Genomic DNA, 22,866 nt, shown 5'->3' on the forward strand with positions numbered 1-22,866 from the left:
GTTCGTCACGCTTACTTTTGCGGCTCATGGCATATGCGAGGGGGGCTTCTCCATGGCCGCAAGCGGTCGGCACCGCCGGTACCAGCCGAACAGAATCAACCGCGCCTCACTCACCGTCACGGCGGGCGGCGCGGGGATGGCGCTCCCGCTGATCGGCACCGGGGTCGCGGAAGCGGCCGATGTCGAGACCTGGGACAAGGTGGCGGCCTGCGAGTCCACCAACGACTGGAACATCAACAGCGGGAACGGGTACTACGGCGGACTCCAGTTCAGCCAGTCCACCTGGGAGGCCTTCGGGGGCACGGCCTACGCCGCCCGCGCGGACCTGGCCACCAAGGAACAGCAGATCGCGATCGCCGAGAAGGTCCTCGACGGGCAGGGCCCGGACGCCTGGCCGGTGTGCTCGGGCCGCGCCGGCCTCACGATCGGCGACGTGAAACCCCAGACCACGCCCCAGTCGCAGGCGGGCAGGGTCGAGAGATACACGGTCGTCCGGGGCGACACCCTCTCCCAGATCGCCGACACCCAGGACGTGCGCGGCGGCTGGCGCAAGCTCTACGAGGCCAACCGCAGGACCATCGGCTCCGACCCGGACGTGATCATCCCCGGCCAGCGCCTGAGCCTGAACACGGCCGGCCGGCAGAAGGAACAGCGCAAAGAGCAGCAGAAGGATCAGCACAAGGAGCAGAAGAAAGAACAGAAGAAGGCCCACAAGGAGCAGAAGGCCGACAAGCAGCAGACGTCCGAGAATCGGCAGCAGTCCGGTTCCGTCGTCGCGCCGGTCAGCGCCTCCCTCGGTACGCCCTACCGCGCCTCGGGTTCCTCCTGGTCGAAGGGGTACCACACGGGCGTCGACTTCCCCGTCGCGACCGGCAGCTCGGTGAAGTCCGTGGCCGCCGGGCAGGTCGTCACCTCGGGCTGGGGCGGGTCCTTCGGCTACCAGGTGGTCATCCGGCACGCCGACGGCCGCTACACGCAGTACGCCCACCTGTCGGCGATCTCCGTGAAATCCGGCCAGAGCGTGAGCGCCGGCCAGCGCATCGGCCGCTCCGGCTCCACCGGCAACAGCTCGGGCCCGCATCTGCACTTCGAGGTGCGCACGGGACCCGGCTTCGGCAGCGACATCGATCCCCTCGCGTACCTGCGGGCGCGAGGGGTCCGGATCTAGACGCGGCGCGGGCAAGGTCCGACATGGCGCGGGAGGCCCGGTCCGGGCCTCCCGCTCAGGTTCTCACGCGGTCGCGATGCCGGTCGAGGAGCGCTCGGGGCACGTACAGCTCGCCGTGGAACGGCTGCAGCAGCAGCCCGGGCGGCGTGTCGTTCTCGTCGGCCGCACTCCTGCCGAGGAACGGGGCGGGTACGACCACGCGCTTGTCCAGCCCGATCGCGTAGTCGGCGTCCGGGACCTCCGCGGTCCGCCGCGGCAGCCCCGCGAGCAGCTCCTCCAGGGCCAGGGACTCCCGGTCGGCGGTCGTGACCGTGACCTCCTCGTCCGTGCGCTCCGCCCCGGCCTCTTCGGCGAGGCGCTCGGTGGTCAGCAGGATCAGACCGCCCGCCGCGACCACACCGCAGCCCAGTGCGAGCAGAGTGCCCGTGGTGCCGTAGCGGAACGTCTCGCCGAACATCGTGATGCCGACCGCGGCCGCCACCACCGGGTTCACCACCGTGAGCGTGGCGAGCGGGGCCGCGAGGCCGCCGCCCCGGTAGGCGGCCTGGGAGAGCAGCAGACCGGCCGTCGCGAAGACGCCTATGACCGCGAGGGTCGGCAGGTCCGAGAGCGCGACGCCGTCCGTCCAGTCGACGGCGACCGTCTTGGTGAAGACCGAGGACATACCGAACGCGACACCGGAGGCGACCGCCAGCAGGATGCTGCGCACCGCCGGGTGCCGGTGTGCGGCGTGGCCCGCCACCATCAGCGCCGCCACCGCGCCACCGCTGACCACGGCCACCAGCACCCGCTGGGCCGTGTCGAGCGACTGCGCGTCGGCCGCGCCGACCAGGGAGAGCAGGCCCGCGAGACCCACCGTCGCCATGATCGCGCCACGCCAGGCCGTCGCTCCGGCCCTGCGTCCCACGAACAGCGCCGCCATGGGCAGGGCGAAGACGATGGTCAGCGCGCCCAGCGGCTGTACCAGGCTCAGCGGGCCGTAGGCCAGGGCCACCACGTGCAGCAGCCCGCCGAGGCCGTTCAGCCCGACGGCCGCCCACCAGACGGGCCGGCGCAGCGGTGCGTAGGACCGGCCGGGGGAGGACACCGCGACACGTTCCTGCACGATCGCCCCGCCCGCGTACGCCACGGCGGAGACGAACGACAACAGCACGGACAACGCGAGGGCATTCATGAGGTGCTCCTCGACGCGGCGCGGGGGCTCCGGGCCCGGCGCGGTGAACGCTCGGCTTTCATGGTGACCACGATGCCTCGTGAAACCGTTCACGTCGTCGTACCAGAGCACTCAATGCGTCCTACTGCCGATGGAGTACGACGGGCGCCACCTCATCCCCAGGAGGGGCGACACGCGGTGCAAGCCCCCAGGTGGGCGCCTCGGCGATGCCTGGTACTACTCGTCCTCGTGGACCACGACCCCGGCCTCAACGCCCTCTCGGCCCTCGGCGGCTTCTTCGTACTACACACGGGCCGACCGCCGCGCGGGCCGCTGCCCACGCTCGCGCGGGCCTACGCGGCACGGGATGCCGATGTGAAAAGGGAGGTTTACGAGAATCCGGTAATTTTCCGTGTCCGCAAGGTCGCGCGAAGTGTGCGGGCCCCCGAACCGCGCGTGGCCGCCTCCCTCGCCCACCTCGGCCTCGCCGCCCGACTGTGGTCGGTGGCCCTCGGCGCGGCCGCCGTGTACGGCACGCTTCCCGACCTCGACCCGCGCCTCCTGCACTGGGACGCGGACGCGAGCGCCCCGGACGAGCTGTGGCTGACCGAGGTGCGCGCTCTTCCCGCCGAGCGGATCGGCGAGGTCGTACGGGACGGTCACCTCGTGCCGCTGGCGGCGGCCCTGGGGGCTCAACTTCCCATATCTGAACGCCTGTTGTGGGGAAACGCGGCCTCCGCGCTCATGGGGGCGGTGCGCCAGATCGACCATTGGGCCGCCGCCAACGGCCGCAGGGAAGTGGCGGACCGGGCCCGTGCCCTCGCCGCCGGGCTGTTCGCCCACCCCACCCTGGCGGGCACCCTCGACGCGGTGACGTCCCGCCGCCGCAGCTGCTGTCTCTACTACCGCCTGCCCGGCGGCGGCCTGTGCGGCGACTGCTGCTTCGACCGGCCCCCCGGCCCCCGCCCCCTCGGCGGTCCCCGCCGCACCTGAACCCCGCGAACGCGGCCGCGCGACAATCGTGGTCTTCCCCAACTCACCCTTCTGGGTGACCATGTGGGAACCAGCCGCAGAGACAGGGGGTTCCGGGTGCGAGTCGGCCTGCTGACCCGGGAGTATCCGCCCGACGTCTACGGGGGCGCGGGAGTCCACGTCGAGTTCCTCGCCCACGAGTTGCGGTCCCTCGTCGACCTGGACGTGCACTGCTGGGGCGAGGGGGCGGGCGGCGGTGTCGTACGCCACCGGCCCTGGTCCGCGCTCGACGGGGCCAACGACGCGCTGCGCACCTTCTCCGTGGACCTCTCCATCGCCGCGGGCCTCGAAGGCCGCGAACTGGTCCACTCGCACACGTGGTACGCCAACCTCGCCGGCCACTTCGGCAAGCTGCTGCACGGCATCCCGCACGTGATGACCGCCCACTCGCTGGAGCCGCTGCGCCCCTGGAAAGCCGAGCAGCTGGGCGGCGGCTACGCCCTGTCCGGCTGGGCCGAACGCACCGCCGTGGAGTCCGCCGACGCGGTGATCGCCGTCTCCGGCGCCATGCGCGACGACATCCTCGGCTGCTATCCCGCCCTGGACCCGGCGAGGCTGCACGTCGTGCACAACGGCATCGACACCTCCCTCTACACCCCGGACCACGGCACGGACGTCCTCGACCGGATCGGCATCGACCCGGGCCGCCCCTACGTCCTGTTCGTCGGTCGCATCACGCGGCAGAAGGGCGTGCCCCACCTGCTGCGGGCCGTCCGGGACATCGACCCGGCCGCGCAGGTCGTGCTCTGCGCGGGCGCGCCCGACACCCCGGAGATCGACCAGGAGTTCCGCGACCTCTTCGAGGAGCTCGGCCGAGTGCGCGAGGGCCTGTTCTGGATCCCGCAGATGCTGCCGCGCCCGGATGTGATCCAGCTCCTCACGCACGCCGCCGTCTTCGTCTGCCCGTCGGTGTACGAGCCCCTCGGCATCGTCAACCTGGAGGCCATGGCCTGTGGAACGGCCGTCGTCGCCTCACGGGTCGGCGGCATACCGGAGGTCGTCGAGAACGGCGTCACGGGTCTCCTCGTGCCGAACGACGACGACTTCGAGGGGCGGCTGGCCCGCGCCCTCGACGAGGTGCTCGCCGACCCCGCGACGGCCGCCCGGATGGGTGAGGCCGGCAGGGAACGCGCGGTGCGGGAGTTCGGCTGGGACGCGGTCGCGCGGCGTACGGTGCAGCTTTACGAGGAAGTCCTCAAGCAGGCGTAGTTCAGGGAACAGGGTTCGGCACAACCGGGTGGGTGTAGAGGGGCGGCGGGATGCGGCGCGGTGGACCTTCGGTGCTGGGGATCGTACTGGCGGGCGGAGAGGGCAAGAGGCTGATGCCCTTGACGGCCGACCGTGCGAAACCGGCGGTGACTTTCGGCGGCACGTACCGCCTGGTGGATTTCGTCCTTTCCAATCTCGTCAACGCGGACATCCTGCGCATCTGCGTGCTGACGCAGTACAAATCGCATTCGCTGGACCGGCACATCACCACGACCTGGCGGATGTCGAGCCTGCTGGGCAACTACGTCACCCCGGTCCCGGCGCAGCAGCGGCTGGGCCCGCGCTGGTACCTGGGCAGCGCGGACGCACTGCTGCAGTCCCTGAACCTGGTCCACGACGAGCAGCCCGAGTACGTGGCGGTGTTCGGCGCCGACCACGTCTACCGCATGGACCCGCGCCAGATGCTGGCACAGCACATCGAGGGCGGCGCCGGTGTGACGGTGGCCGGCATCCGCGTGCCGCGCACGGAGTCGTCGTCCTTCGGTGTGATCACGCCCGGCTCCGACGGCCGGATCGTCGAACGCTTCCTGGAGAAGCCGTCCGACCCGCCGGGCCTGGCCGACGACCCCGAATGCGTGTTCGCCTCGATGGGCAACTACATCTTCACCACCAAGGCCCTGGTGGAGGCGCTCCAGCGGGACGCCGAGGACGAGGACTCCATCCACGACATGGGTGGCTCGATCCTGCCCCAGCTCACCGACCGGGGCGAGGCGCAGCTGTACGACTTCAGCGCCAACCACGTGCCCGGCGAGACCACCCGCGACCAGGGCTACTGGCGGGACGTCGGCACGCTCGACGCCTACTACGACGCCCATATGGACCTGATCGCCGAGCGGCCCGCCTTCAATCTCTTCAACCGCAGCTGGCCCATCTACACCAGCTCCGGCCAGCTCTCCCCGGCCCGGTTCAACGCGGGCGGGATGGCCAGCGAGTCGATCATCAGCGCGGGCTGCCTGATCCGCGGTCAGGTCACCAGATCGGTCCTCTCTCCGGGGGTCGTGGTGGACCCGGGCGCGGTCGTCCAGGGCTCGGTCCTGCACGACAACGTCCACATCGGGCGGGGCGCGGTCGTCCGGGGTGCCGTGCTCGACAAGAACGTCCAGGTGCCCCCGGGTGCGACCATCGGCGTCAACCCCGAGCGGGACGCCGAGCTGTACACGGTCTCCCGGGGCGGAGTGATCGCGCTGGGGAAGGGTCAGCAGGTCCCTTAGCCCGCGCCTCCGGCCCGGCCTCGGCTCCCGGCGCTCGTCCGGGTCCTTGGTCCGTCAGGGTGATCCCGGTGAACACAGATGTCCCATGCGTCCCACCTTCGCCAGGAGGTGGGACGTAATCTGTTGTTAACTGTGCGTAGCTTGATCGTACTTGACCGTAATCGGCCAACAGCGATTGACTGCCTACTCACCCGTCGTCGACGCGAGGCAAGCCATTGACTTCCGACCTGCTCGCCCCACTCGACCTGGCGTTCTGGAACATCGAGTCCGCCGAACACCCCATGCACCTGGCCGCCCTCGGCGTCTTCACGGCCGACTCGCCCACCGCGGGAGCCCACGCCGCCGAACTGCTCGCCACGCGGGCCGCCGCCGTGCCGGGACTGCGGATGCGGATCCGGGACGTGTGGGTCCCGGACGTCCGGCTGCCGCTGGCGTTCGGCGGCGCGACCCGGGAGCCCGTCACCGACTTCGAGCCCTTCGACCACGTACGGCTGCACGAGCCGACCCCCGACTTCCACGAGGTGGCCGGGCGGCTGATGGAGCGTCCGCTGGAGCGCGGCCGGCCGCCCTGGGAGGCTCATGTGCTGCCGGGGGCGGACGGCACCTCCTTCGCCGTGCTGTTCAAGTTCCACCACGCCCTGGCCGACGGACTGCGGGCGCTGACGCTCGCCGCCGCCGTCATGGACCCCATCGAGATGCCCGCGCCCCGGCCGCGCCCCGCGGAGCCGCCGCGCGGCCTCCTCGACGAGGTGCGCAAGCTGCCCGACCTGGTCCGGGGCACCTTCTCCGACCTCGGGCGCGCCCTGGACATCGGTGCGTCCGTCGCCCGCACCACGCTCGACGCGACCCTCGGCGCCCGCTCCTCCGCCGCGCTGACCTCCGACGCCAGCGGCACCCGCCGTACCGCCGGGGTGCTCGTGGACCTCGACGACGTGCACCGGATCCGCAAGACCGTCGGCGGCACCGTCAACGACGTCCTCATCGCCGTGGTGGCGGGGGCGCTGCGGCGGTGGCTGGACGAGCGCGGGGACGGCAGCGACGGGGTCGCGCCCCGGGCCCTGATCCCCGTCTCCAGGCGCCGTCCCCGCACGGCGCACCCGCAGGGCAACCGGCTCTCCGGGTATCTGATGAAACTGCCCGTGGACGACCCGGACCCGCTCGGGCGGCTGCGTACGGTGCGCACGGCGATGGACCGCAACAAGGACGCGGGGCCCAACCGGGGCGCCGGCGCGGTGGCGCTCCTCGCGGATCACGTGCTGCCGCTCGGCCACCGGCTCGGCGGGCCGCTGGTCAGCCAGGCGGCCCGCCTGTGGTTCGACATCCTCGTCACCAGCGTGCCGCTGCCCAGCCTCGGGCTCCGCCTCGGCGGCTGCCCCCTCGCCGAGATCTATCCCCTGGCCCCGCTCGCCCACGGCCAGTCCCTGGCCGTCGCCGTCTCGACGTATCGAGGGAGCGTCCACTACGGCCTCGTCGCCGACGCGGAGGCCGTCCCGGACCTGGAGCGGCTCTCCCGGGCGGTCACCCGGGAGGTGGAGGACCTCCTGGCGGCGTGTGAACCGTGACACCTGCGTGTCCGGTGGGGCTTTTCGCGCAGTTCCCCGCGCCCCTGAAAAGGGGCGCGGGGAACTGCGCGAACGGGGTCCGGGGCGGAGCCCCGAGTCTCGAACGGGGGTCGAAGGGGCACAGCCCCTGGCGACGGGACGGGAAGGGGCGGCGGGGGCGAGGGACCGGTTTTTGGTGAGCGGGGGCCGCGCTACGTAGAATTCCGCGTTCGGTGGCGGACGCGGTGGGCGAGCCGCGGGTGATCAGGGAAGCGGCAGCGCGATGACGGTGACAGAGGACGGCCCGGCGACCACGGACGAGGTCGCGTACGGCCCGGGCATCGACCCGGAGCGGCTCGCCGTGTGCCTCGGGGTGCTGGAGGAGCTGGACAAGCTGGAGGTCGACCACCCCGACGCGATCGCGGTGCGCCGGGCCACGGCCGGTGTCTACCGCATGGTCAAGCAGCGCCGCCGCCAGGAGCGCCGCGCCGCCAAGACCGCCCACGACAAGGCGGTCACCGAGTCCACGGCCACCGGCTCCGCCCAGCGGATCGACGACGAGACCGAGGGCATCCTGCCGTCGTCCGTGACCGAGGAGGGGAAGATCGCGGGGATACTCCAGCGCCCCCGCTCCTGCTACACCTGCAAGACCCGCTACGTCGAGGTCGACTACTTCTACCACCAGCTCTGCGCCGACTGCGCCCGCCTCAACCGCGGCAAGCGCGACGCCCGCGCCGACCTCACCGGCAAGCGCGCCCTGCTCACCGGCGGCCGCGCCAAGATCGGCATGTACATCGCCCTGCGGCTGCTGCGCGACGGCGCGCACACGACGATCACCACGCGCTTCCCCAAGGACGCCATCCGCCGCTTCACCGCCATGGACGACTCGGCGGACTGGATGCACCGCCTGGAGGTCGTCGGCATCGACCTGCGCGACCCGGCCCAGGCCGTGGCCCTCGCCGACCAGGTCGCCGCGGCGGGCCCGCTGGACATCCTCATCAACAACGCGACCCAGACCGTACGCCGGCTGCCCTCCGCCTACGCGGCCCTGGTCGAGGGGGAGAGCGCCCCGCTGCCCGCCGGTGAACTCCCCCCGCACCACGTCATCGGCGCCTTCAACTCCGGCGCCGTGGACGGCCTGACCGGGATGACCGCACTCCCCGCGGGCGTCAGCGGCCTCGACGCGCAGCAGGTCGCCGACCTCGCCCTGGTCGCCGGCAACGCCAGCGTCGCCCGGCACCTCGACGGCACCGCCATCGACGCGGGCGGCCTCGTCCCGGACGTGGTCGACAGCAACACCTGGGTGCAGACCATCGAGCAGATCTCCCCGGTGGAACTGCTGGAGACCCAGCTGTGCAACTACACGGCGCCCTTCATCCTGATCAGCAAGCTCCGCCCGGCCATGGCCGAGGCCGCGAGGAAGGCGGCCAGCGGACGGGCGTACGTCGTGAACGTCTCCGCGATGGAGGGTGTCTTCGGCCGCGGCTACAAGGGCGCGGGCCACCCGAACACGAACGCCGCCAAGGCCGCGATGAACATGGTCACGCGGACCAGCGCCCAGGAGATGTTCCAGACCGACGGCATCCTGATGACCTCGGTCGACACCGGCTGGATCACCGACGAACGCCCGCACTTCGACAAGCTGCGCCTCGCCGACGAGGGCTTCCACGCCCCCCTCGACCTCGTCGACGGCGCGGCCCGCGTCTACGACCCCGTCGTGCTCGGCGAGCAGGGCGAGGACGTGTACGGCGTCTTCCTGAAGGACTACGCGCCCGGCAAGTGGTGAGACGAGGCCCCGACCCGGCCGGCCCGCTCCGTCCGGGCCGCCCGGCCGGCCACCAGTTCCAGCACGGTGCGCCAGTCCTCCAGCACCCCGGCGTCCACCCCGGCCGACCGCCCCGCCTCACCCGCCTGGCGTAGCGTCAGCACGTCCTCGACGAGACCCGCGTCCACCCAGCCGCCCGCATGCAGTCGTACGAGGTGATCGGGGCCGAGGACGTGCAGGCGTACGAGCTGGGCGACCCGGTCGCCGAGCAGCGGCCGGACCGTGCCGGCGGCCAGGTCCGCGTGGCCGGTGTCGTCACCCGGTCGGAGCAACTGCCCCAGGGTGTGCACCAGGCCGGCCACCTGGAGTTCCTTGTCGGCGGGCCGGCCGCGGCGCAGCAGCGCGGCGGTCCGCAGCGCGTGTGCGTGCGGGTCCGCGGGGCTGCCCGGAGGGCGGTCCGGTCCGTCCCGGCGGTGGTCCGGTGCCCGGCCGCCGTCCCGGCGGGCGTGCAGCAGATCCATCAGCTCGTCCACGCCGCGCAGTTCCATCCGCCGGTCCTCCCGAGTCCGCCCGTGAGAAAAGCCGTTGCCGCACATGAGCAGATCATGGTCGGCTTGCGATGCGGCCAACAGGACCTGAACTACGCGCCGAGGCCGGTGATCCGATGGGTCGTCGGGCCGGTGCGGGGTGCGAGTGCTGAGCCGAACGGGTGATGAGAAAACCCACCAAATGGGTCAAATTGCCCTAGGGTAGGGCGTGCTGGGCGCTGAACGACTCAAGACAGTTACCTCTTGTTTTCAGCCCCATAGAGCGGCCGCCCGCTCATTTGGTTACTCTGTACCGGACGGACAGCCTGATTTGGGTCCCACCCACACCCACGGTCCGTCCCGGGACAAGCCGGTCACCACGGCCTGCTCTCACACCCAGACGATCCGGCGCCACCGCGTCCGAACTGACATCGACTCAGACCCGAGCGGACGCCAGACGCGCAGCGGCAAGCTGGGCCGACGTCCCGAGGGTGACCCGACACATAAGGAGTGCGCGGTGACACCAGAGAAGACGAATGGCGATCAACGCCCCAAGGAACGCACCGAGGGCGGCCGGTCGAAGAAGGAACTCGGCAGCCTGGACGTGTGGGCCAGGTCCGCCCCGATCCGACTGGCGGGCTACGAGGACGACCTCGCCGAGCCCCACATCCTGCCCAGCGTGGACTGACCGGCAGGATCGTGTGATCGCCGTCTGCATGGGCGTGCCAGACTCGCGCCCATGCAGATCAGAGAAGCCACCGCCGACGACTGGCCCGGCATCTGGCCGTTCTGGCACCGCGTCGTCGCCGCCGGGGACACCTACACCTGGGACCCGGACACCTCCGAGGAGGCCGCCCGCGCTCTGTGGATGGCCCCCGCCAAGCGCGTGTACGTCGTCCAGGACGAGACCGGGGCGCTGATCGGCTCCGCCTTCCTCACCCCCAACTACGGCGGTCCCGCCGCCCGCGTCGCCAACGCGGGCTTCATGGTCGACCCCGACCACGGGGGCCGCGGCATCGGCCGTGCCCTCGCCGTACACGTCCTCGCCGAGGCCGGAGCCCAGGGTTTCCGGGGCATGGTGTTCAACGCCGTGGTCGAGACCAACCCCGCCGTACGGCTCTGGACCTCGCTCGGCTTCACCGTCCTCGGCACCGTGCCGGACGCGTTCGAGCACCCGAAGGACGGCCGGGTGGGGCTGCACATCATGTACAAGGCGCTCTGACGCGAGGCGCCGCGCCGCAGACCGCCGCGCCGCGAGCCGCCGTGACAGGGCCACCGCGACACGGTCAGTCGAGCGGCGCCGTCCGCCGCCACGGGTTCAGCTCCTCCAACCGGCCCGCCACCGCCAGGAGTTCGGGCTCCGAGCCCGGTCGGCCCACCAGCTGCACCGCGCAGGGCGCGCCCGACGGCAGCGTGCCGAACGGCACGGACATCGCCGGCCAGCCCGTGAGGTTCCACGGCGGTGTCAGGGGCGAGTAGTTCGTGTTCACCAGCAGATTGCGCAGCCATCCCCGCTCGTGCCAGTTCGCGGCGGCGGGCCCGCGCCGGGCGAGCGCCGGGGTGAGCAGCACGTCGTGCTCGGCGAAGAACGGCTCCAGCCGCCGACGCAGCAGCTCCCGGCGGTCGCCCGCGCGCACCCCCTTCACGAAGCGGCGTCCCACGGCCGCGTGCACCCGCGTGCGCCGGGTGAGCAGCTTCGGATCCAGCCCCTCGGCATCCACCGCCGTGCCCGCCGTCCAGTGCGCCAGGGAGGTCGTGCCCAGCCAGAGGGGATACGGCGGATCGGACGGCCGGACCGTCAGCCCGGACCCGGCCAGCAGTTCGGCCGCCCGGCGCGCGGCGTCGGCGTACGGGCGGGTGACGCCCACGCCGACCAGGGGGCTGCGCACGGACAGGGCGATGCTCGGCACGGGCACGGGCGCGGCGGTGGCGGAGATCGGGCCGGTGTCGGTCCCCGCGAGTATCCGGAACATCAGCCGGATGTCCTCGACGGTCGTCGCCAGCGGGCCGTTCTCCGACATGCCGAACCAGTCGCCGTGCCCGATGTCCGCCGGGACGACGCCGAAGCCCGGCTTGAGGCCGAGCAGACCGCAGTTGGCCGCCGGTATCCGCAGCGAGCCCATCCCGTCGTTGCCGAGGGCCAGCGGTACCAGCCCGGCGGCGACGGCCGCCGCGCTGCCCCCCGACGAGCCGCCCGCCGTGCGCGAGATGTCCCAGGGGTTGCGGGCGGTGCCGTGCACGCCGTCCGTGGTCCCGAAGACACACAGCTCGGGCACGTTGGTGAGCCCCACGACCACCGCGCCCGCCGCCCGCAGCCGGGCCACGGTCACATGGTCGTCCGCGGCCGGCGTCCGCGGGGTCGCGTCGGACCCGTTCCGGGTGGACTCGCCCCGCACGGCGAGGTTGTCCTTGATCGCCACTGGCACGCCCGCCAGCGGCAGTTCGGCAAGATCGGCCCGGCCGGCCACCTCGTCCGCCTCGGCCGGCGCCGCCTCCGCCCGGACCGTGCGGAACGCCCCGACCCGTCCGTCCAGCGCCTCGATCCGCGCCAGGTGATCCGCCACCACCTGGCGCGGCGTGACGCGCTTGTCCCGTACGGCGGCGGCTATCTCGGCGGCGGTCCGGCCGGCCCAGCTGGTCACGGGCGCTCCCTGCGGTGTCGGGTGCGTCGGTGTCGTACGCGACGCAGATGCGTACCCGTGAGTAGGGGCCGGGTACGGGAGCACTGTGCCCTGCGGCGCGGCCCCGCGTCGAGGGTCCGCCGCGAAGAAGTCCGTGCGTGGCCCGCTACGGCGTCCGCGCGGGCGGTCCGGCCAGCCGCGTCGGCGGCATGAACTCCCGCACGTACGTCCGCTCCCAGCACGCGCCGGTCTCCCGCAGTTCCCGCCAGGTCGTGTAGCGGTAGCGGAAGAGGCGGGCACGGACGAACCGGGGCGGGGCGTCGGCGGGGAACGGGGAGCGGCGCAGCAGCCGCAGGGTGTCGCGGTCGTTCTCCAGGAGCCGCTCCATCAGCGCGCCGAACCAGGAGCCGGCGTACGCGGGGGAGAGCGCGGCGAACCACATCAGCCAGTCGAGCCGCAGATGGTAGGGGGCGAACTGGCGCGGCCAGCGTCGCGGATCGCCCGGCTTGCCCCGGAACTCGTACTCCCGCCACTCGGAGTCCTCGCGCGGCACGTCGTCCGCCGTGCCCTCGACCACCACCTCGTACCGCACCCGGCTGACGCTTCCGAACGCCCCGTAGGTGTTGACCAGGTGCAACGGGTCGAAGGAGCGGTTCATGACCTGACGGCGGGAGATCATGTTGCGGACGGGGTGGTAGCTGAGCCCGAGGAGCAGGGCGGCGACGGCGAGCACGAGGACCGTGTACCAGTGGGGCGTGCCGGGGGTGTCCGGCGCGGGGCTGCCGAAGTCGACCGCGGACAGGGCCAGCACGATCGTGATCCAGTTCAGCCAGGAGAAGTTGCCCGACAGCACCAGCCACAGCTGGGTCAGGATCATCAACGAGGCCGCGGCCGTCGCGATCGGCTGCGGGGTGAACAGCAGGAACGGCACCACGAGCTGGGTGACGTGGTTGGCGGCCACCTCGACCCGGTGGAACGGCTTCGGCAGGTGGTGGAAGAACCAGCTGAGCGGGCCGGGCATCGGCTGGGTCTCGTGGTGGTGGTCGAGGCAGGTCAGCTTGCGCCAGCACGCGTCGCCGCGCATCTTGATCAGTCCGGCGCCGAACTCGACCCGGAACAGCACCCAGCGCAGCAGGAACAGCACCACCACCGGGGGCGCCACCTCGTCGTTGCCGAGGAGGACGGCCAGGAAGCCGGTCTCCAGGAGCAGGGACTCCCAGCCGAACGCGTACCAGGTCTGGCCGACGTTCACGATCGACAGGTACATCGCCCACGGCACGGACCACAGCAGCATGGCCGCCCAGAGGGGCAGCAGCGCGTCCAGCCCCGCCACGAGCGCCGCCGAGACCACGCAGCCCGCCCAGGCCCACACCGCGAAGAAGCGGTCCGAATAGTGGCGGTGGAACACGCTCGGCGCCCGCCGGAACGGCACCCGCTCGACGAAGCGGGGCACCGGCAGCATCCCGCGCTCCCCGATCAGCGCGCGGAACTGCAGGGCCGCACCCAGGAACGCGACCAGATAGACGGCGGCCAGCGAACGCTGGAAGAGCAGTCTGCTCAGCCAGAGGTCGGGCGCGGTGAACCAGTCCACACCACTGACGATAGTGAGCGCGTCGACGATGCTCTCTCCACTCGAATAATCGGGAAAATACTGTCAAAGTGGCCCCATGGTTGATCGGGGAGCGAGCGCTTCTGACGTCCCGGACGACTGGCTCGCCCACCCGGACCCGGTCCTGGCGCTCAACCTCATGGGCACCTTCGACTGGGACCTCGACGCCGGTGCGTTCCACATGGACGCCACCGCCCACGAGATCTTCGACGTGCGCCCGGACGAATACGACGGCAACCCCGAGACCCTGTCGCTGCGGGTGCCCCCGATGGAGGGCCGCAGACTCGACACCCTCGTCTCCCAGGCGCTCAAGGACGGCAGCGAGAACTACGGCGCCTACTTCCGCCTCAGGCTGCGTGACGGCACCATGCGCTGGACCCACACCCAGGGCTACATCCGGCGCGACGCGACGGGCCGGCCGTACCGGGTCATCGGCATCGTCCGCGACGCCACCCGGGAACTGCGCGAGATCCGCTCCCGTACCGAGCGGGCCGCGCACGACGAGGCCCGCCGCAGACAGCCCAACGTCGTCCAGATCATCACCGCCGCCCTGGCCCACGCCCGGACCGTCCAGGACGTGATCGACGTCCTGGAGGACACCGACGGCCTCACCCACCTGGGCGCGACCAGCCTGGTCATGGGCCTGGTGGAGGCCGGACGGATCCGGATGGTCGCGGCCGGCCCCCAGGACAGCTACGTGCCCGGCACCCGCGTCACCCGCCTGGACGTGAAGTACCCGATGAACGAGGTCGTACGGCAGCTCGTACCGCACTTCATCGAGTCACCGGAGGAGTTCGCCGAATCCTACCCGTTGCTGTGGCCGCACATCACGGACCTCAAGATCACCTCGGCCGCCTATCTGCCGCTGATCGTGCAGGCCCGCCCCATCGGCGCGATGGGGCTGCTCTACAACGACCGGCGGGGCTTCAGCTCCGAGGAGCGCGACGTCCTCATCGCGCTCGGCAGCAGCATCGCCCAGAGCCTGCAGCGGGCCATGTTCTACGAGCAGGAGAAGGATCTCGCCGAGGGCCTCCAGCAGGCCATGCTGCCCCGGTCCATCCCCAGCTTCCCGGGCGCCGACATCGCCGTCCGCTACCGGGCCGCTTCCTTCGGCGGCTCCCTCGGCCGGGACATCGGCGGCGACTGGTACGACCTCATCCCGCTGCCCGGCGGGCGGGTCGGCGCGGTCATCGGCGACGTCCAGGGCCACGACACGCACGCGGCGGCCGTCATGGGCCAGCTGCGCATCGTCCTGAAGGCCTACGCCACCGAGGGCCACACCCCGGCCACCGTGATGGCCCGCGCCTCCGCCTTCCTCCACGAACTCGACACCGACCGCTTCGCCACCTGCCTGTACGCGGAGACCGATCTGGCCACCGGAGTGGTCCAGGTGGTCCGGGCCGGGCACATCGACCCCCTGATCCGGCACACCGACGGCAGCTGTCACCGGGTGACCGTGGACGGAGGGCTGCCGCTCGGGCTGTCCGCCGAGTTCGGGAGTCTGGAGTATCCGGTGACCGCCGTCGAGCTGGACCCCGGACAGACGCTCCTGCTGTGCACCGACGGCCTCATCGAGGAACCGGGCGCCGACCTCGACGACGGCATGCGGACGCTACGGGCGCTGATCGCCACCGGGCCCGAGGACGTCGACGATCTCGCCGACCGGCTCATCGACGTGGCGGAGGAGCGGGGCGGTGACGACGACGTGGCCCTGCTCCTGCTGCGCCGCCGCAGCCGCAGCGCCGAGCAGCCCGGCGGGCGGCTGCAGCAGCACGTGGGACCCGGCGATCCGGAGGCGCTCACGGAGGCGCGGCACATGATCGGCGCGGCCGTCCGTACGTGGGGGGCGCGGGAGCGGGCCGACGAGATCGAGCTCGTCGCCGACGAGCTGATCACCAACGCGCTCATGCACACGGAGGGGGCCGCGATCGTGACGCTGCGGGCGCTGGCGGGGTCGGACCGGCGGTTGCGGGTGGAGGTGGAGGACTCCTCCAGCGCGTTGCCGCGGCGACGGGAGGCGGGGGAGGCGGGGGTGTCGGGGCGGGGGTTGCTGCTCGTGGACCGGCTGACGGATGTGTGGGGGGTGGAGGCGCGGGGTGGGGGGAAGTGCGTGTGGTGCGAGTTTCTGCTGCCGGGTGGGGGTGGGGGTGCCTAGGGGGGTGCGGTGCGTCGGCGGGTGCGGGTCCGGTGGGGGCTGGTCGCGCAGTTCCCCGCGCCCCTGAGAAGCAGGGGCTGCGCCCCGTGCTTTTCCCCTCGCGTCCCCGTCGCCTTCAGGGCCGGCGGGGCTGTGGCTTCCCAGGCCCGGCGGGGCCTGGCTTTTCGGGGGCGCGGGGAACGGCGCGGGAAGCCCCACCGGACCCGCACCCGAAAACGCGCCCCCACGCACCCCGAAGCACCCCGTGGCACCCTTGACGTATGCCTGAACTGCCCGAAGTCGAAGCGCTCCGGGACTTCCTGGTGGGGAGCCTCGTCGGTCATCAGGTACGGCGCGTGCTCCCCGTGGCGATCAGCGTGCTGAAGACGTACGACCCCCCGGTCACCGCGTTCGAGGGGCGCGAGGTCACCGGCGTACGGCGCTACGGGAAGTTCCTCGGCGTCGAGGCGGACGGGGGAGAGCTGCACCTCGTGACCCATCTGGCGCGCGCGGGGTGGCTGCGGTGGAAGGACCGGCTGCCGGACGCCCCGCCGCGGCCGGGCGGCAAGAGCCCGCTGGCGCTGCGGGTCGCCCTGGAGACCGGCGAGGGTTTCGACCTCACCGAGGCCGGCACCCAGAAGCGGCTGGCGGTGTACGTCGTACGGGACCCGGCGCAGGTCCCGGGTGTCGCCCGGCTCGGTCCGGATCCCCTCGCCGACGAGTTCGACGTGACCCGGTTCGCCGGGCTGCTCGCGGGCGAGCGGCGGCAGATCAAGGGCGCGCTGCGCGACCAGAGCCTGATCGCGGGGATCGGGAACGCGTACAGCGACGAGATCCTGCACGCCGCGAGAATGTCGCCCTTCAAGCTGGCCTCGTCCCTGAGGCCGGAGGAGACCCGGCATCTCTACGAGGCGCTGCGCACCACGCTCACCGAGGCCGTGGAGCGCTCCCGGGGGCTGGCGGCCGGGCGGCTGAAGGCGGAGAAGAAGAGCGGGCTGCGCGTGCACGGCCGGGCCGGTGAGCCCTGCCCGGTGTGCGGTGACACCGTCCGGGAGGTCTCCTTCAGCGACTCCTCGCTGCAGTACTGCCCGACGTGTCAGACGGGCGGCAAACCGCTCGCCGACCGACGGCTGTCACGGTTGCTCAAGTAGGGCGCCGACGCGGCCCGGATGTCACCGGAAGTCCTCCGGATCCGAGGCCGACCATGATCCGCAACCATTGAAGGTACGGACCAATTCCGCGCAGGTTCGCAGGCGGTTCGACGGGCCGGTCAGCGCCAGGCGGGGGCCTTGAGGGTCACCAGAAGTTCACCCTCCTGGCTGCGCACCTCGAAGTGGCTGATGTCCTCGCGCCGCATGGCGGTGCCCCCCATCATCTCGGAGGCCTTGTCGGCGCCCTCGGGGGACTTCCAGTTGGCGGCCGTCTCCTCGGAGCCGTCCTTGCCGATCACGACGAGCCGGCAGGCGTGGGCGCCGTCGGCCTCCTTGACCTTCAGCTCGATGTCGCTGCCCCAGAGCCGCTCCTCGGCCTTGACCTCGGCCCATACGCCCGTCTTGGTGTCGGTGGCGGCGACGGTGTCCGGAGCATCGCCCGGACCTGCGAGAACGGCCACGGCAGGGCCGCCCACGGCGATGACCACGGAGGCCGCCAGCGCGAACAGCCAGCGCCTGCGCCTGGCCCGGTGCCGGGTGGCCACCTCGTCGAGCAGCCGTCCGAGCATCCGGGGGCCGGGGGCCGCGAAGGGGTGCACGGAGCGCGGTGTGGCGTTGCGGTAGAGCATCAGCTGCCGGGCAGCCGGACGGAACTCGGTGACCTGTAGCGCGCACTGGGGGCAGCCGCGGACATGGTCCTCGAAGTGGAACGAATCCACCTCGTCCAGCACGCCCAGCGCGTACGCGCCGACGTCGTGATGACGATCCTGGGACCACATGGCGATTCCTCGGGCCGGTGTGCGGTGGGGGTTGCTTCCTGCCCCCACCGGTACGGACCAGACCGGCGAATCATTCAAGCCTCGGCCAATGCCAACCAAAAGATTCGGAGCCCTCCGCCGCACGGATTGGTCCGAGAACGAAAAACTTGGTCCGCCCGGGCCGCGACATCCGGATGGCCGCCGTCCGAACGCGGGGTGCCGGCGCCGGAAGAGGTCCTAGAAGAGGTGGATCGCCAGGTGCCCCAGCGGCAGACCGAGCCGCCAGGCCGGCGTCCAGACCTTCGGACCGTCGTCCTCGCCGAGGACCGCGCCGCCCCCCGGCACCGCGTCCAGGTCGGGTGCGAGCAGCTCCGTCTCCTCCAGCCAGCGCCACGCGGCGGCGGCCAGCTCCAGGTCCGGTGACGGGCCGCCCGACTCCAGTGCCTCGGCGGTGAAGTCGGCCATGCGTTCGCACACCCAGTCCTGCCACGGCTGGTCGTACGCCGTCAGCGACAGCCAGGTCTCCAGCTGGGTGACGACCCGGATGCCGGACAGCTCGCCGCCCGCGTCCGAGAGGAAGATGGTCAGCGCCAGGGCGTCCCGCCCCGCTCGGAACTCGAAGGACGTCGGCGGCATCAGGTCGCCCGTCCGCAGCAGCTCCTCCGCGATGTACTCGGCGTAGAACCACGCCATCGGGACGGCCAGTTCGCCTCCGCCGGCGCCGTCCGTGCTCTCCTGCCCTTGGTGCAGCATCCCTTCCCTGCCTTCCTCCGGTGCGTGCGCGTCGCCCGACCCCGGGCCCGGAGAACGGGCCCGAGCCTCCATCCGGAACACGGATAGAAGACAGCTGATTGCTCAACCGGGGTATTCAGCAAGGCGCTTTACGGAGGTTTGACTCGGCCATGGGTTTCACCGCAGGTCGGCCGCGTATCCGGGAAGCACCCGGCGCAGGGCGCGCAGCGCGTAGTACGCGCGAGACTTCACCGTACCGGGCGGGATTCCGAGGGCCTCGGCGGCTTCCGCCACACTCGCACCCTGGAAGTACACCTGCACCAGTACTTCGCGGTGCTCGGGAGTGAGTGTCTTCACAGCTTCCCGTACATCGAGGGTCGCCACCGACCGTTCGGCGTGATCCGCCATCACACGCGCGTTCTCCAGCACCGCGTCCCCCACCTCGGCGGGGCGCGCCTGCCGGGCCCGCCGCGCGTCTATGGCGAGCCGCCGCCCGACGGTGAGCAGCCAGGGGCGTACGGAGTCGAAGTCGTCGGCGCGCAGCGCCTCGGGGTGTTGCCAGGCGCGCACGAAGGTCTCCTGGACCAGGTCCTCCGCGCGATGGCGGTCTCCGTCGGAGAGCCGCAGCAGCAGGGCGAAGAGGGGGCGGCCGTGTTCGCGCTGGAGCTCGGCCAGCTCGTGTTCGGCGGTCGTCCCGTAGGTGATCGTGGTTCCGGCCGTCATGGCCGTATGGGAACGCGGGGCGCCGCGGGAGGACAGGGGCCGGTCACGGGTGTGCGGCGGGCGGTCGAACCTGTCGGCGAACGGTGCGACGAACGGTATGCCGCCGAACGGGTCCTGCGTGCGCGGGTGCACCGATGTGCCTACTTGACGGGTGTGTGCCGTTGTATATGGATTCGTGACGACTGGTCAGTGGATGGGACAGGACTGAGGTGCTTGCCCATGTCCGCACACCGGGGTCCCGTCGGCGTCTCGCCCACCGTCCTCCTCCTCGCCGCGACCGCCGCCTGCCAGTGCCCGGGCTCGTCCCGGGGTGCGGCGCAGGACGGGCCGGTCACGGGGAGCCAGGGGAACACCCGGCCGCTCCCCGAGTCCTCGGCCCCGCCGTACCCAGGGCCCCGCCGTACCTACGGCACCACCGTCACCGGCCAGCGGCCCGCCTTCACCAGGCGCAGGGCCACCGAGCCGACGATGCGGTGGCCGGCCTGCTGGGAGGCGCCCACCACGACCGCGTCCGCCTTGAGCTGCTCCGCCGCCGTCACCAGGCCGTTGTACGGGTCGCCGCGGAAGGTGTGGAACTCCCAGCGCACCTCGAAGATGCCCTTCACCTGCTCGGCCGCCTCCCGGATCTCGGCGACGAGGTGCGCGGCGATCTCGTCCGTCGTCCCGGCCACCGGCACCCCGAGCGCCGCCCCGGCCGCCAGGAGGGGCTGGACGTACACGATCGCGAGCAGCGCGTGCTGGCGGCGGGCGAGGCCGGCGGCGTACGCCACGGCCCGCAGCGAGGTGTCGGAGCCGTCCAGTCCGACGAGGACGACCTTGGGCCCGTCGGTACCCCGTTCGAACCGGTGTGCTTGCTGATCGGTCACGGTCGCGAGGCTATCGGAGCACCCGGGCCCCGGCGTGCGCCGGGCGTGCGGCGAGGGCGCGGACGATTACTCCCATCGGGTGCTTCCATGCCACCGCACCGGTGTCGCGGTGGTGCGGCGTCCCCGCCTTGGTCGACTGATGAGTCATGACGAAGGATCAGATGTTCACGCGTCGCCACCTGTTGACGAGCGGAGCCGCCCTGCTGGGTTCGTCCGCCACGGCGGGCATCGCCGCTCTGCTCATCGACGACGGGGCCTCCGGCCCGGCACCGGCCGGCGCCTCCGCCCCGGCGGCGGGCCCGGGGGGCCGTACGGCGCTCAAGCCCTCCTCCTACCGTCTCGGACCCATCGCGGGATACGGGCCGCCACCCCGGCGCCGCACCCTCGTCCGGCCCTCCGTCCGGCACGAGCCGTTCCTGCGGGTGGACGGCCGCGGCCGCAGCATGGTGCTCACCTTCGACGACGGCCCCGACCCCCGCTACACCCCGGACATCCTGCGCATCCTGCGCGACCACGACGTCCGGGCGATGTTCTTCGTGTGCGGCGAGATGGCGGTCCGGCATACGGACCTGCTGCGGGAGATGGCCGACGACGGTCACGCGGTCGGCAACCACACCTGGTCCCATCCGCTGCTGACCACCCTCTCCCGGTCCCGGATCCACGCGGAGATGGCCCGCACCAGCGAGATCATCGAGAAGGCCTACGGCGAACCGCCGCTGTGGTTCCGCGCCCCCTACGGTGCCTGGAACCGGGCCGCGTTCCGGTTCGGCGCCGAACTCGGCATGGAGCCGCTGGCCTGGACCGTGGACACCCTCGACTGGCGGACCCCCGGTGCGCACACCATCGCCCGGCGGGTGGAGGACGGGGCCGCTCCCGGTGTCGTCGTCCTCTCCCACGACGCGGGCGGCGACCGCTCGCAGAGCGTCAGGGCCCTGCGCGACTATCTGCCCGAACTGCTGGATTCCGGCTATCGCATCACCGTGCCCCAGCGGAAATACGTCTAGCGCATTCCGGTGGATTCCCGCCCGCCCGGCCGGGGCACGGTCAGCGCACCTCGACCAGGCGGGCGAACACGACGACGTTCCCGTCGTAGCCGTTCTGCTTGGAGAAACCACCGCCGCAGGTGATCACCCGCAATTCGGGAATTCCGCTGTTCCCGTAGACCCGGTCGCCCGGAAAATCGTTCTTCGCGAACACCTCGATGCCGTAGATCTCGAACACGGCGGTCTTCCTGTCCGCGCGCAGGATCTCGATCCTGGCGCCCTTCTTCAGCGCCCCGAGGCCGTAGAACACGGCGGGGCCCTGGTTGTTGTCGACATGGCCGACGACGACGGACGTGCCCTTCTCGCCGGGGGAGACCGCGCCGGTGAACCATCCCGCGAGGTTCGGATCGCGGGCCGGAGGCGCGTCCACCCAGCCCTGCGCGTCCAGCCCCACGGGCATGGCCGGCGCGTCGACCCGGATCGAGGGGATCCGCACCCGGTCGACCATCGCGTACGGCAGCGGGTCGGGGACGTTGGTGAAGGTGCCGTGCGGGGTGCGGCGACTGTCCGCGGCCGCCGCCGACGCGGGCTGCGGCGGGCCCACGTCGAACTCGCCCGAGCCGTTGCGGATCAGGGCGAGACCGGTCAGCAGGACAAGCGCTATCACGCCCCAGGGAGCACGCTTCTTCCGCGGCTCCTCCCATTCGGCCTCGGCCGCTCCGGACGAATGCATGTCCCATCCCCTCTCGACCCGGCCGTCGCCGTGTCCCTCGCGCATACGGAAAAGCTAAGCCTGCCGCACGGCGAAGGCGACGGGGCAGGTGCGAACGGGTGGCGGGGCGGGGAGTTCTGCGCCATCCGGGTCCGTCACCCGGAGGAATTTTCTGACGGTCCGTGACCTGCGGCGATATCGAATCGCGCGGAGATATCCCGGCGTGTCCTCCTCCCGCTACTCACCGGGACGGACCAGTGCCGAAATGCGGGCCCGGGCACGGCATCTGAGGGTCTTTCTGGGAGACGTTTTCTCGCCGATCGACCGGGGACGGGACCCGGGGCGTCTTCCGCGGAGGATCACATGCGTACTACTCGTGTCCTGGCGGCCTCGGCCGCCGCGGTCGCCCTGGTCGGCCTCGCCGCGCCGACGGCCACCGCCTGGGACCAGCCGAGCGCGGTCACGGCCACCCCCAACGTCATCGCCCGCGGCGGGCAGCTCGTCCTCACCGTCAGCGGCGGCGACGCGTGCGCGATCGCCGGCAGCACCATCGGCTCCAACGCCCTCCCCACCACCAACCTCAGGTCCATGGGCGGCCCGACCGCCACGGCGACGGTGCGGGTCAACGCCGACGCCAGTCCCGGCTCGTACAGCGTCACCACCAACTGCGAGGGCAAGCGGAAGACGTTCACCGGCGTCTTCACCGTCATCGGCGGGGTCCGCGGCGGCCTCGGCGGCAGCAGCTCGACCGGTGCCACGTCGACCGACATCGCCATCGGCGGCGGGCTCGTGACCGCCGCGGTCGTCGGCGGCGGGGTGTTCTGGATGCGCCGGCGGGCGGAGAACAAGGCCTGAGTCCGGGAACGGATCCGAACCCCGGAACAGGATCCGCGTCCGCACCCGGGATCCGG

21 protein-coding genes are annotated in these 22,866 nt (G+C 71.9%); 12 read left to right on the top strand and 9 right to left on the bottom strand.

Annotated features, from left to right (window positions below; translation table 11 throughout):
- Nucleotides 1-52 precede the first annotated feature (52 nt).
- Entirely contained in the window at nt 53-1,168 is a 1,116-nt protein-coding gene (locus H4687_RS39775) for a transglycosylase family protein (RefSeq protein ID WP_046917808.1), read from the top strand.
- Nucleotides 1,169-1,223: 55 nt separating this feature from the next.
- Here the strand turns inward: H4687_RS39775 and H4687_RS39780 are convergent, their stop codons facing one another.
- Nucleotides 1,224-2,342: a DMT family transporter gene (locus H4687_RS39780; RefSeq protein ID WP_192781774.1), complete on the bottom strand. Its 1,119-nt coding sequence runs from the start codon at nt 2,340-2,342 to the stop codon at nt 1,224-1,226.
- A 228-nt stretch (nt 2,343-2,570) separates the two neighbouring features.
- On the opposite strand from H4687_RS39780, the gene H4687_RS39785 reads away from it, so the two are divergent.
- From H4687_RS39785 to H4687_RS39805, 5 genes are all read left to right on the top strand, one after another.
- Nucleotides 2,571-3,314, top strand: coding sequence for a (2Fe-2S)-binding protein (locus tag H4687_RS39785; protein ID WP_050398606.1), 744 nt, complete (start codon nt 2,571-2,573; stop codon nt 3,312-3,314).
- A 96-nt stretch (nt 3,315-3,410) separates the two neighbouring features.
- Complete coding sequence (gene glgA / locus H4687_RS39790) at nt 3,411-4,562, top strand: glycogen synthase (RefSeq protein WP_046920290.1); 1,152 nt, start codon at nt 3,411-3,413, stop codon at nt 4,560-4,562.
- 50 nt (nt 4,563-4,612) lie between these two features.
- On the top strand, nt 4,613-5,833 hold the full coding sequence (gene glgC / locus H4687_RS39795; protein ID WP_046920291.1) for a glucose-1-phosphate adenylyltransferase: 1,221 nt from the start codon (nt 4,613-4,615) through the stop codon (nt 5,831-5,833).
- 215 nt (nt 5,834-6,048) lie between these two features.
- A complete protein-coding gene (locus tag H4687_RS39800) occupies nt 6,049-7,395 on the top strand; it encodes a wax ester/triacylglycerol synthase family O-acyltransferase (RefSeq protein WP_046920292.1) in 1,347 nt (448 codons plus the stop codon).
- A 262-nt stretch (nt 7,396-7,657) separates the two neighbouring features.
- Complete coding sequence (locus H4687_RS39805) at nt 7,658-9,160, top strand: SDR family NAD(P)-dependent oxidoreductase (RefSeq protein ID WP_050398607.1); 1,503 nt, start codon at nt 7,658-7,660, stop codon at nt 9,158-9,160.
- Here the strand turns inward: H4687_RS39805 and H4687_RS39810 are convergent.
- On the bottom strand, nt 9,139-9,687 hold the full coding sequence (locus H4687_RS39810) for a hypothetical protein (protein ID WP_046916026.1): 549 nt from the start codon (nt 9,685-9,687) through the stop codon (nt 9,139-9,141). The genes H4687_RS39805 and H4687_RS39810 overlap by 22 nt on opposite strands.
- A 496-nt stretch (nt 9,688-10,183) precedes the next feature.
- Between H4687_RS39810 and H4687_RS39815 the strand changes: the two genes are divergently transcribed.
- Together H4687_RS39815 and H4687_RS39820 are read left to right on the top strand one after the other, a co-directional pair.
- Nucleotides 10,184-10,354: a hypothetical protein gene (locus tag H4687_RS39815; RefSeq protein WP_005484384.1), complete on the top strand. Its 171-nt coding sequence runs from the start codon at nt 10,184-10,186 to the stop codon at nt 10,352-10,354.
- Between the two features lie 51 nt (nt 10,355-10,405).
- On the top strand, nt 10,406-10,888 hold the full coding sequence (locus H4687_RS39820) for a GNAT family N-acetyltransferase (protein ID WP_046916027.1): 483 nt from the start codon (nt 10,406-10,408) through the stop codon (nt 10,886-10,888).
- A 64-nt stretch (nt 10,889-10,952) separates the two neighbouring features.
- Here H4687_RS39820 and H4687_RS39825 read toward each other — a convergent pair whose 3' ends face one another.
- Both H4687_RS39825 and H4687_RS39830 read right to left on the bottom strand, forming a co-directional pair.
- Nucleotides 10,953-12,308 (bottom strand): amidase, encoded by a 1,356-nt coding sequence (locus H4687_RS39825; protein WP_046916028.1) that lies wholly within the window; start codon nt 12,306-12,308, stop codon nt 10,953-10,955.
- Nucleotides 12,309-12,453: 145 nt separating this feature from the next.
- The gene (locus H4687_RS39830) at nt 12,454-13,878 is read right to left on the bottom strand and encodes a lipase maturation factor family protein (RefSeq protein WP_046916029.1); all 1,425 of its coding nucleotides are present in this window, start codon (nt 13,876-13,878) and stop codon (nt 12,454-12,456) included.
- A 76-nt stretch (nt 13,879-13,954) separates the two neighbouring features.
- Between H4687_RS39830 and H4687_RS39835 the strand changes: the two genes are divergently transcribed.
- A complete protein-coding gene (locus H4687_RS39835; RefSeq protein ID WP_192781775.1) occupies nt 13,955-16,051 on the top strand; it encodes a SpoIIE family protein phosphatase in 2,097 nt (698 codons plus the stop codon).
- Nucleotides 16,052-16,311: 260 nt separating this feature from the next.
- Nucleotides 16,312-17,181 (top strand): Fpg/Nei family DNA glycosylase, encoded by an 870-nt coding sequence (locus H4687_RS39840; protein ID WP_046917514.1) that lies wholly within the window; start codon nt 16,312-16,314, stop codon nt 17,179-17,181.
- Between the two features lie 119 nt (nt 17,182-17,300).
- Here the strand turns inward: H4687_RS39840 and H4687_RS39845 are convergent, their stop codons facing one another.
- The 4 genes from H4687_RS39845 to H4687_RS39860 form a co-directional block, all read right to left on the bottom strand.
- Entirely contained in the window at nt 17,301-17,960 is a 660-nt protein-coding gene (locus H4687_RS39845) for a hypothetical protein (protein ID WP_046917515.1), read from the bottom strand.
- A gap of 216 nt (nt 17,961-18,176) precedes the next feature.
- Nucleotides 18,177-18,692: a hypothetical protein gene (locus H4687_RS39850; protein ID WP_046917516.1), complete on the bottom strand. Its 516-nt coding sequence runs from the start codon at nt 18,690-18,692 to the stop codon at nt 18,177-18,179.
- Between the two features lie 156 nt (nt 18,693-18,848).
- The gene (locus H4687_RS39855) at nt 18,849-19,394 is read right to left on the bottom strand and encodes a sigma-70 family RNA polymerase sigma factor (protein ID WP_020115161.1); all 546 of its coding nucleotides are present in this window, start codon (nt 19,392-19,394) and stop codon (nt 18,849-18,851) included.
- A gap of 404 nt (nt 19,395-19,798) precedes the next feature.
- Complete coding sequence (locus tag H4687_RS39860) at nt 19,799-20,260, bottom strand: universal stress protein (protein WP_046917517.1); 462 nt, start codon at nt 20,258-20,260, stop codon at nt 19,799-19,801.
- Nucleotides 20,261-20,406: 146 nt separating this feature from the next.
- Here H4687_RS39860 and H4687_RS39865 point away from each other — a divergent pair, with 146 nt between their 5' ends.
- On the top strand, nt 20,407-21,264 hold the full coding sequence (locus H4687_RS39865; RefSeq protein ID WP_046917518.1) for a polysaccharide deacetylase family protein: 858 nt from the start codon (nt 20,407-20,409) through the stop codon (nt 21,262-21,264).
- 40 nt (nt 21,265-21,304) lie between these two features.
- On the opposite strand, the gene H4687_RS39870 is transcribed toward H4687_RS39865, so the two are convergent.
- Nucleotides 21,305-21,976, bottom strand: coding sequence for a class F sortase (locus tag H4687_RS39870; protein WP_046917519.1), 672 nt, complete (start codon nt 21,974-21,976; stop codon nt 21,305-21,307).
- 342 nt (nt 21,977-22,318) lie between these two features.
- Here H4687_RS39870 and H4687_RS39875 point away from each other — a divergent pair, with 342 nt between their 5' ends.
- Entirely contained in the window at nt 22,319-22,810 is a 492-nt protein-coding gene (locus tag H4687_RS39875; protein WP_046917520.1) for a hypothetical protein, read from the top strand.
- Nucleotides 22,811-22,866 lie beyond the last annotated feature (56 nt).

Source organism: Streptomyces stelliscabiei, assembly GCF_014873495.1.
In the GTDB taxonomy this organism is placed as follows: domain Bacteria; phylum Actinomycetota; class Actinomycetes; order Streptomycetales; family Streptomycetaceae; genus Streptomyces; species Streptomyces bottropensis.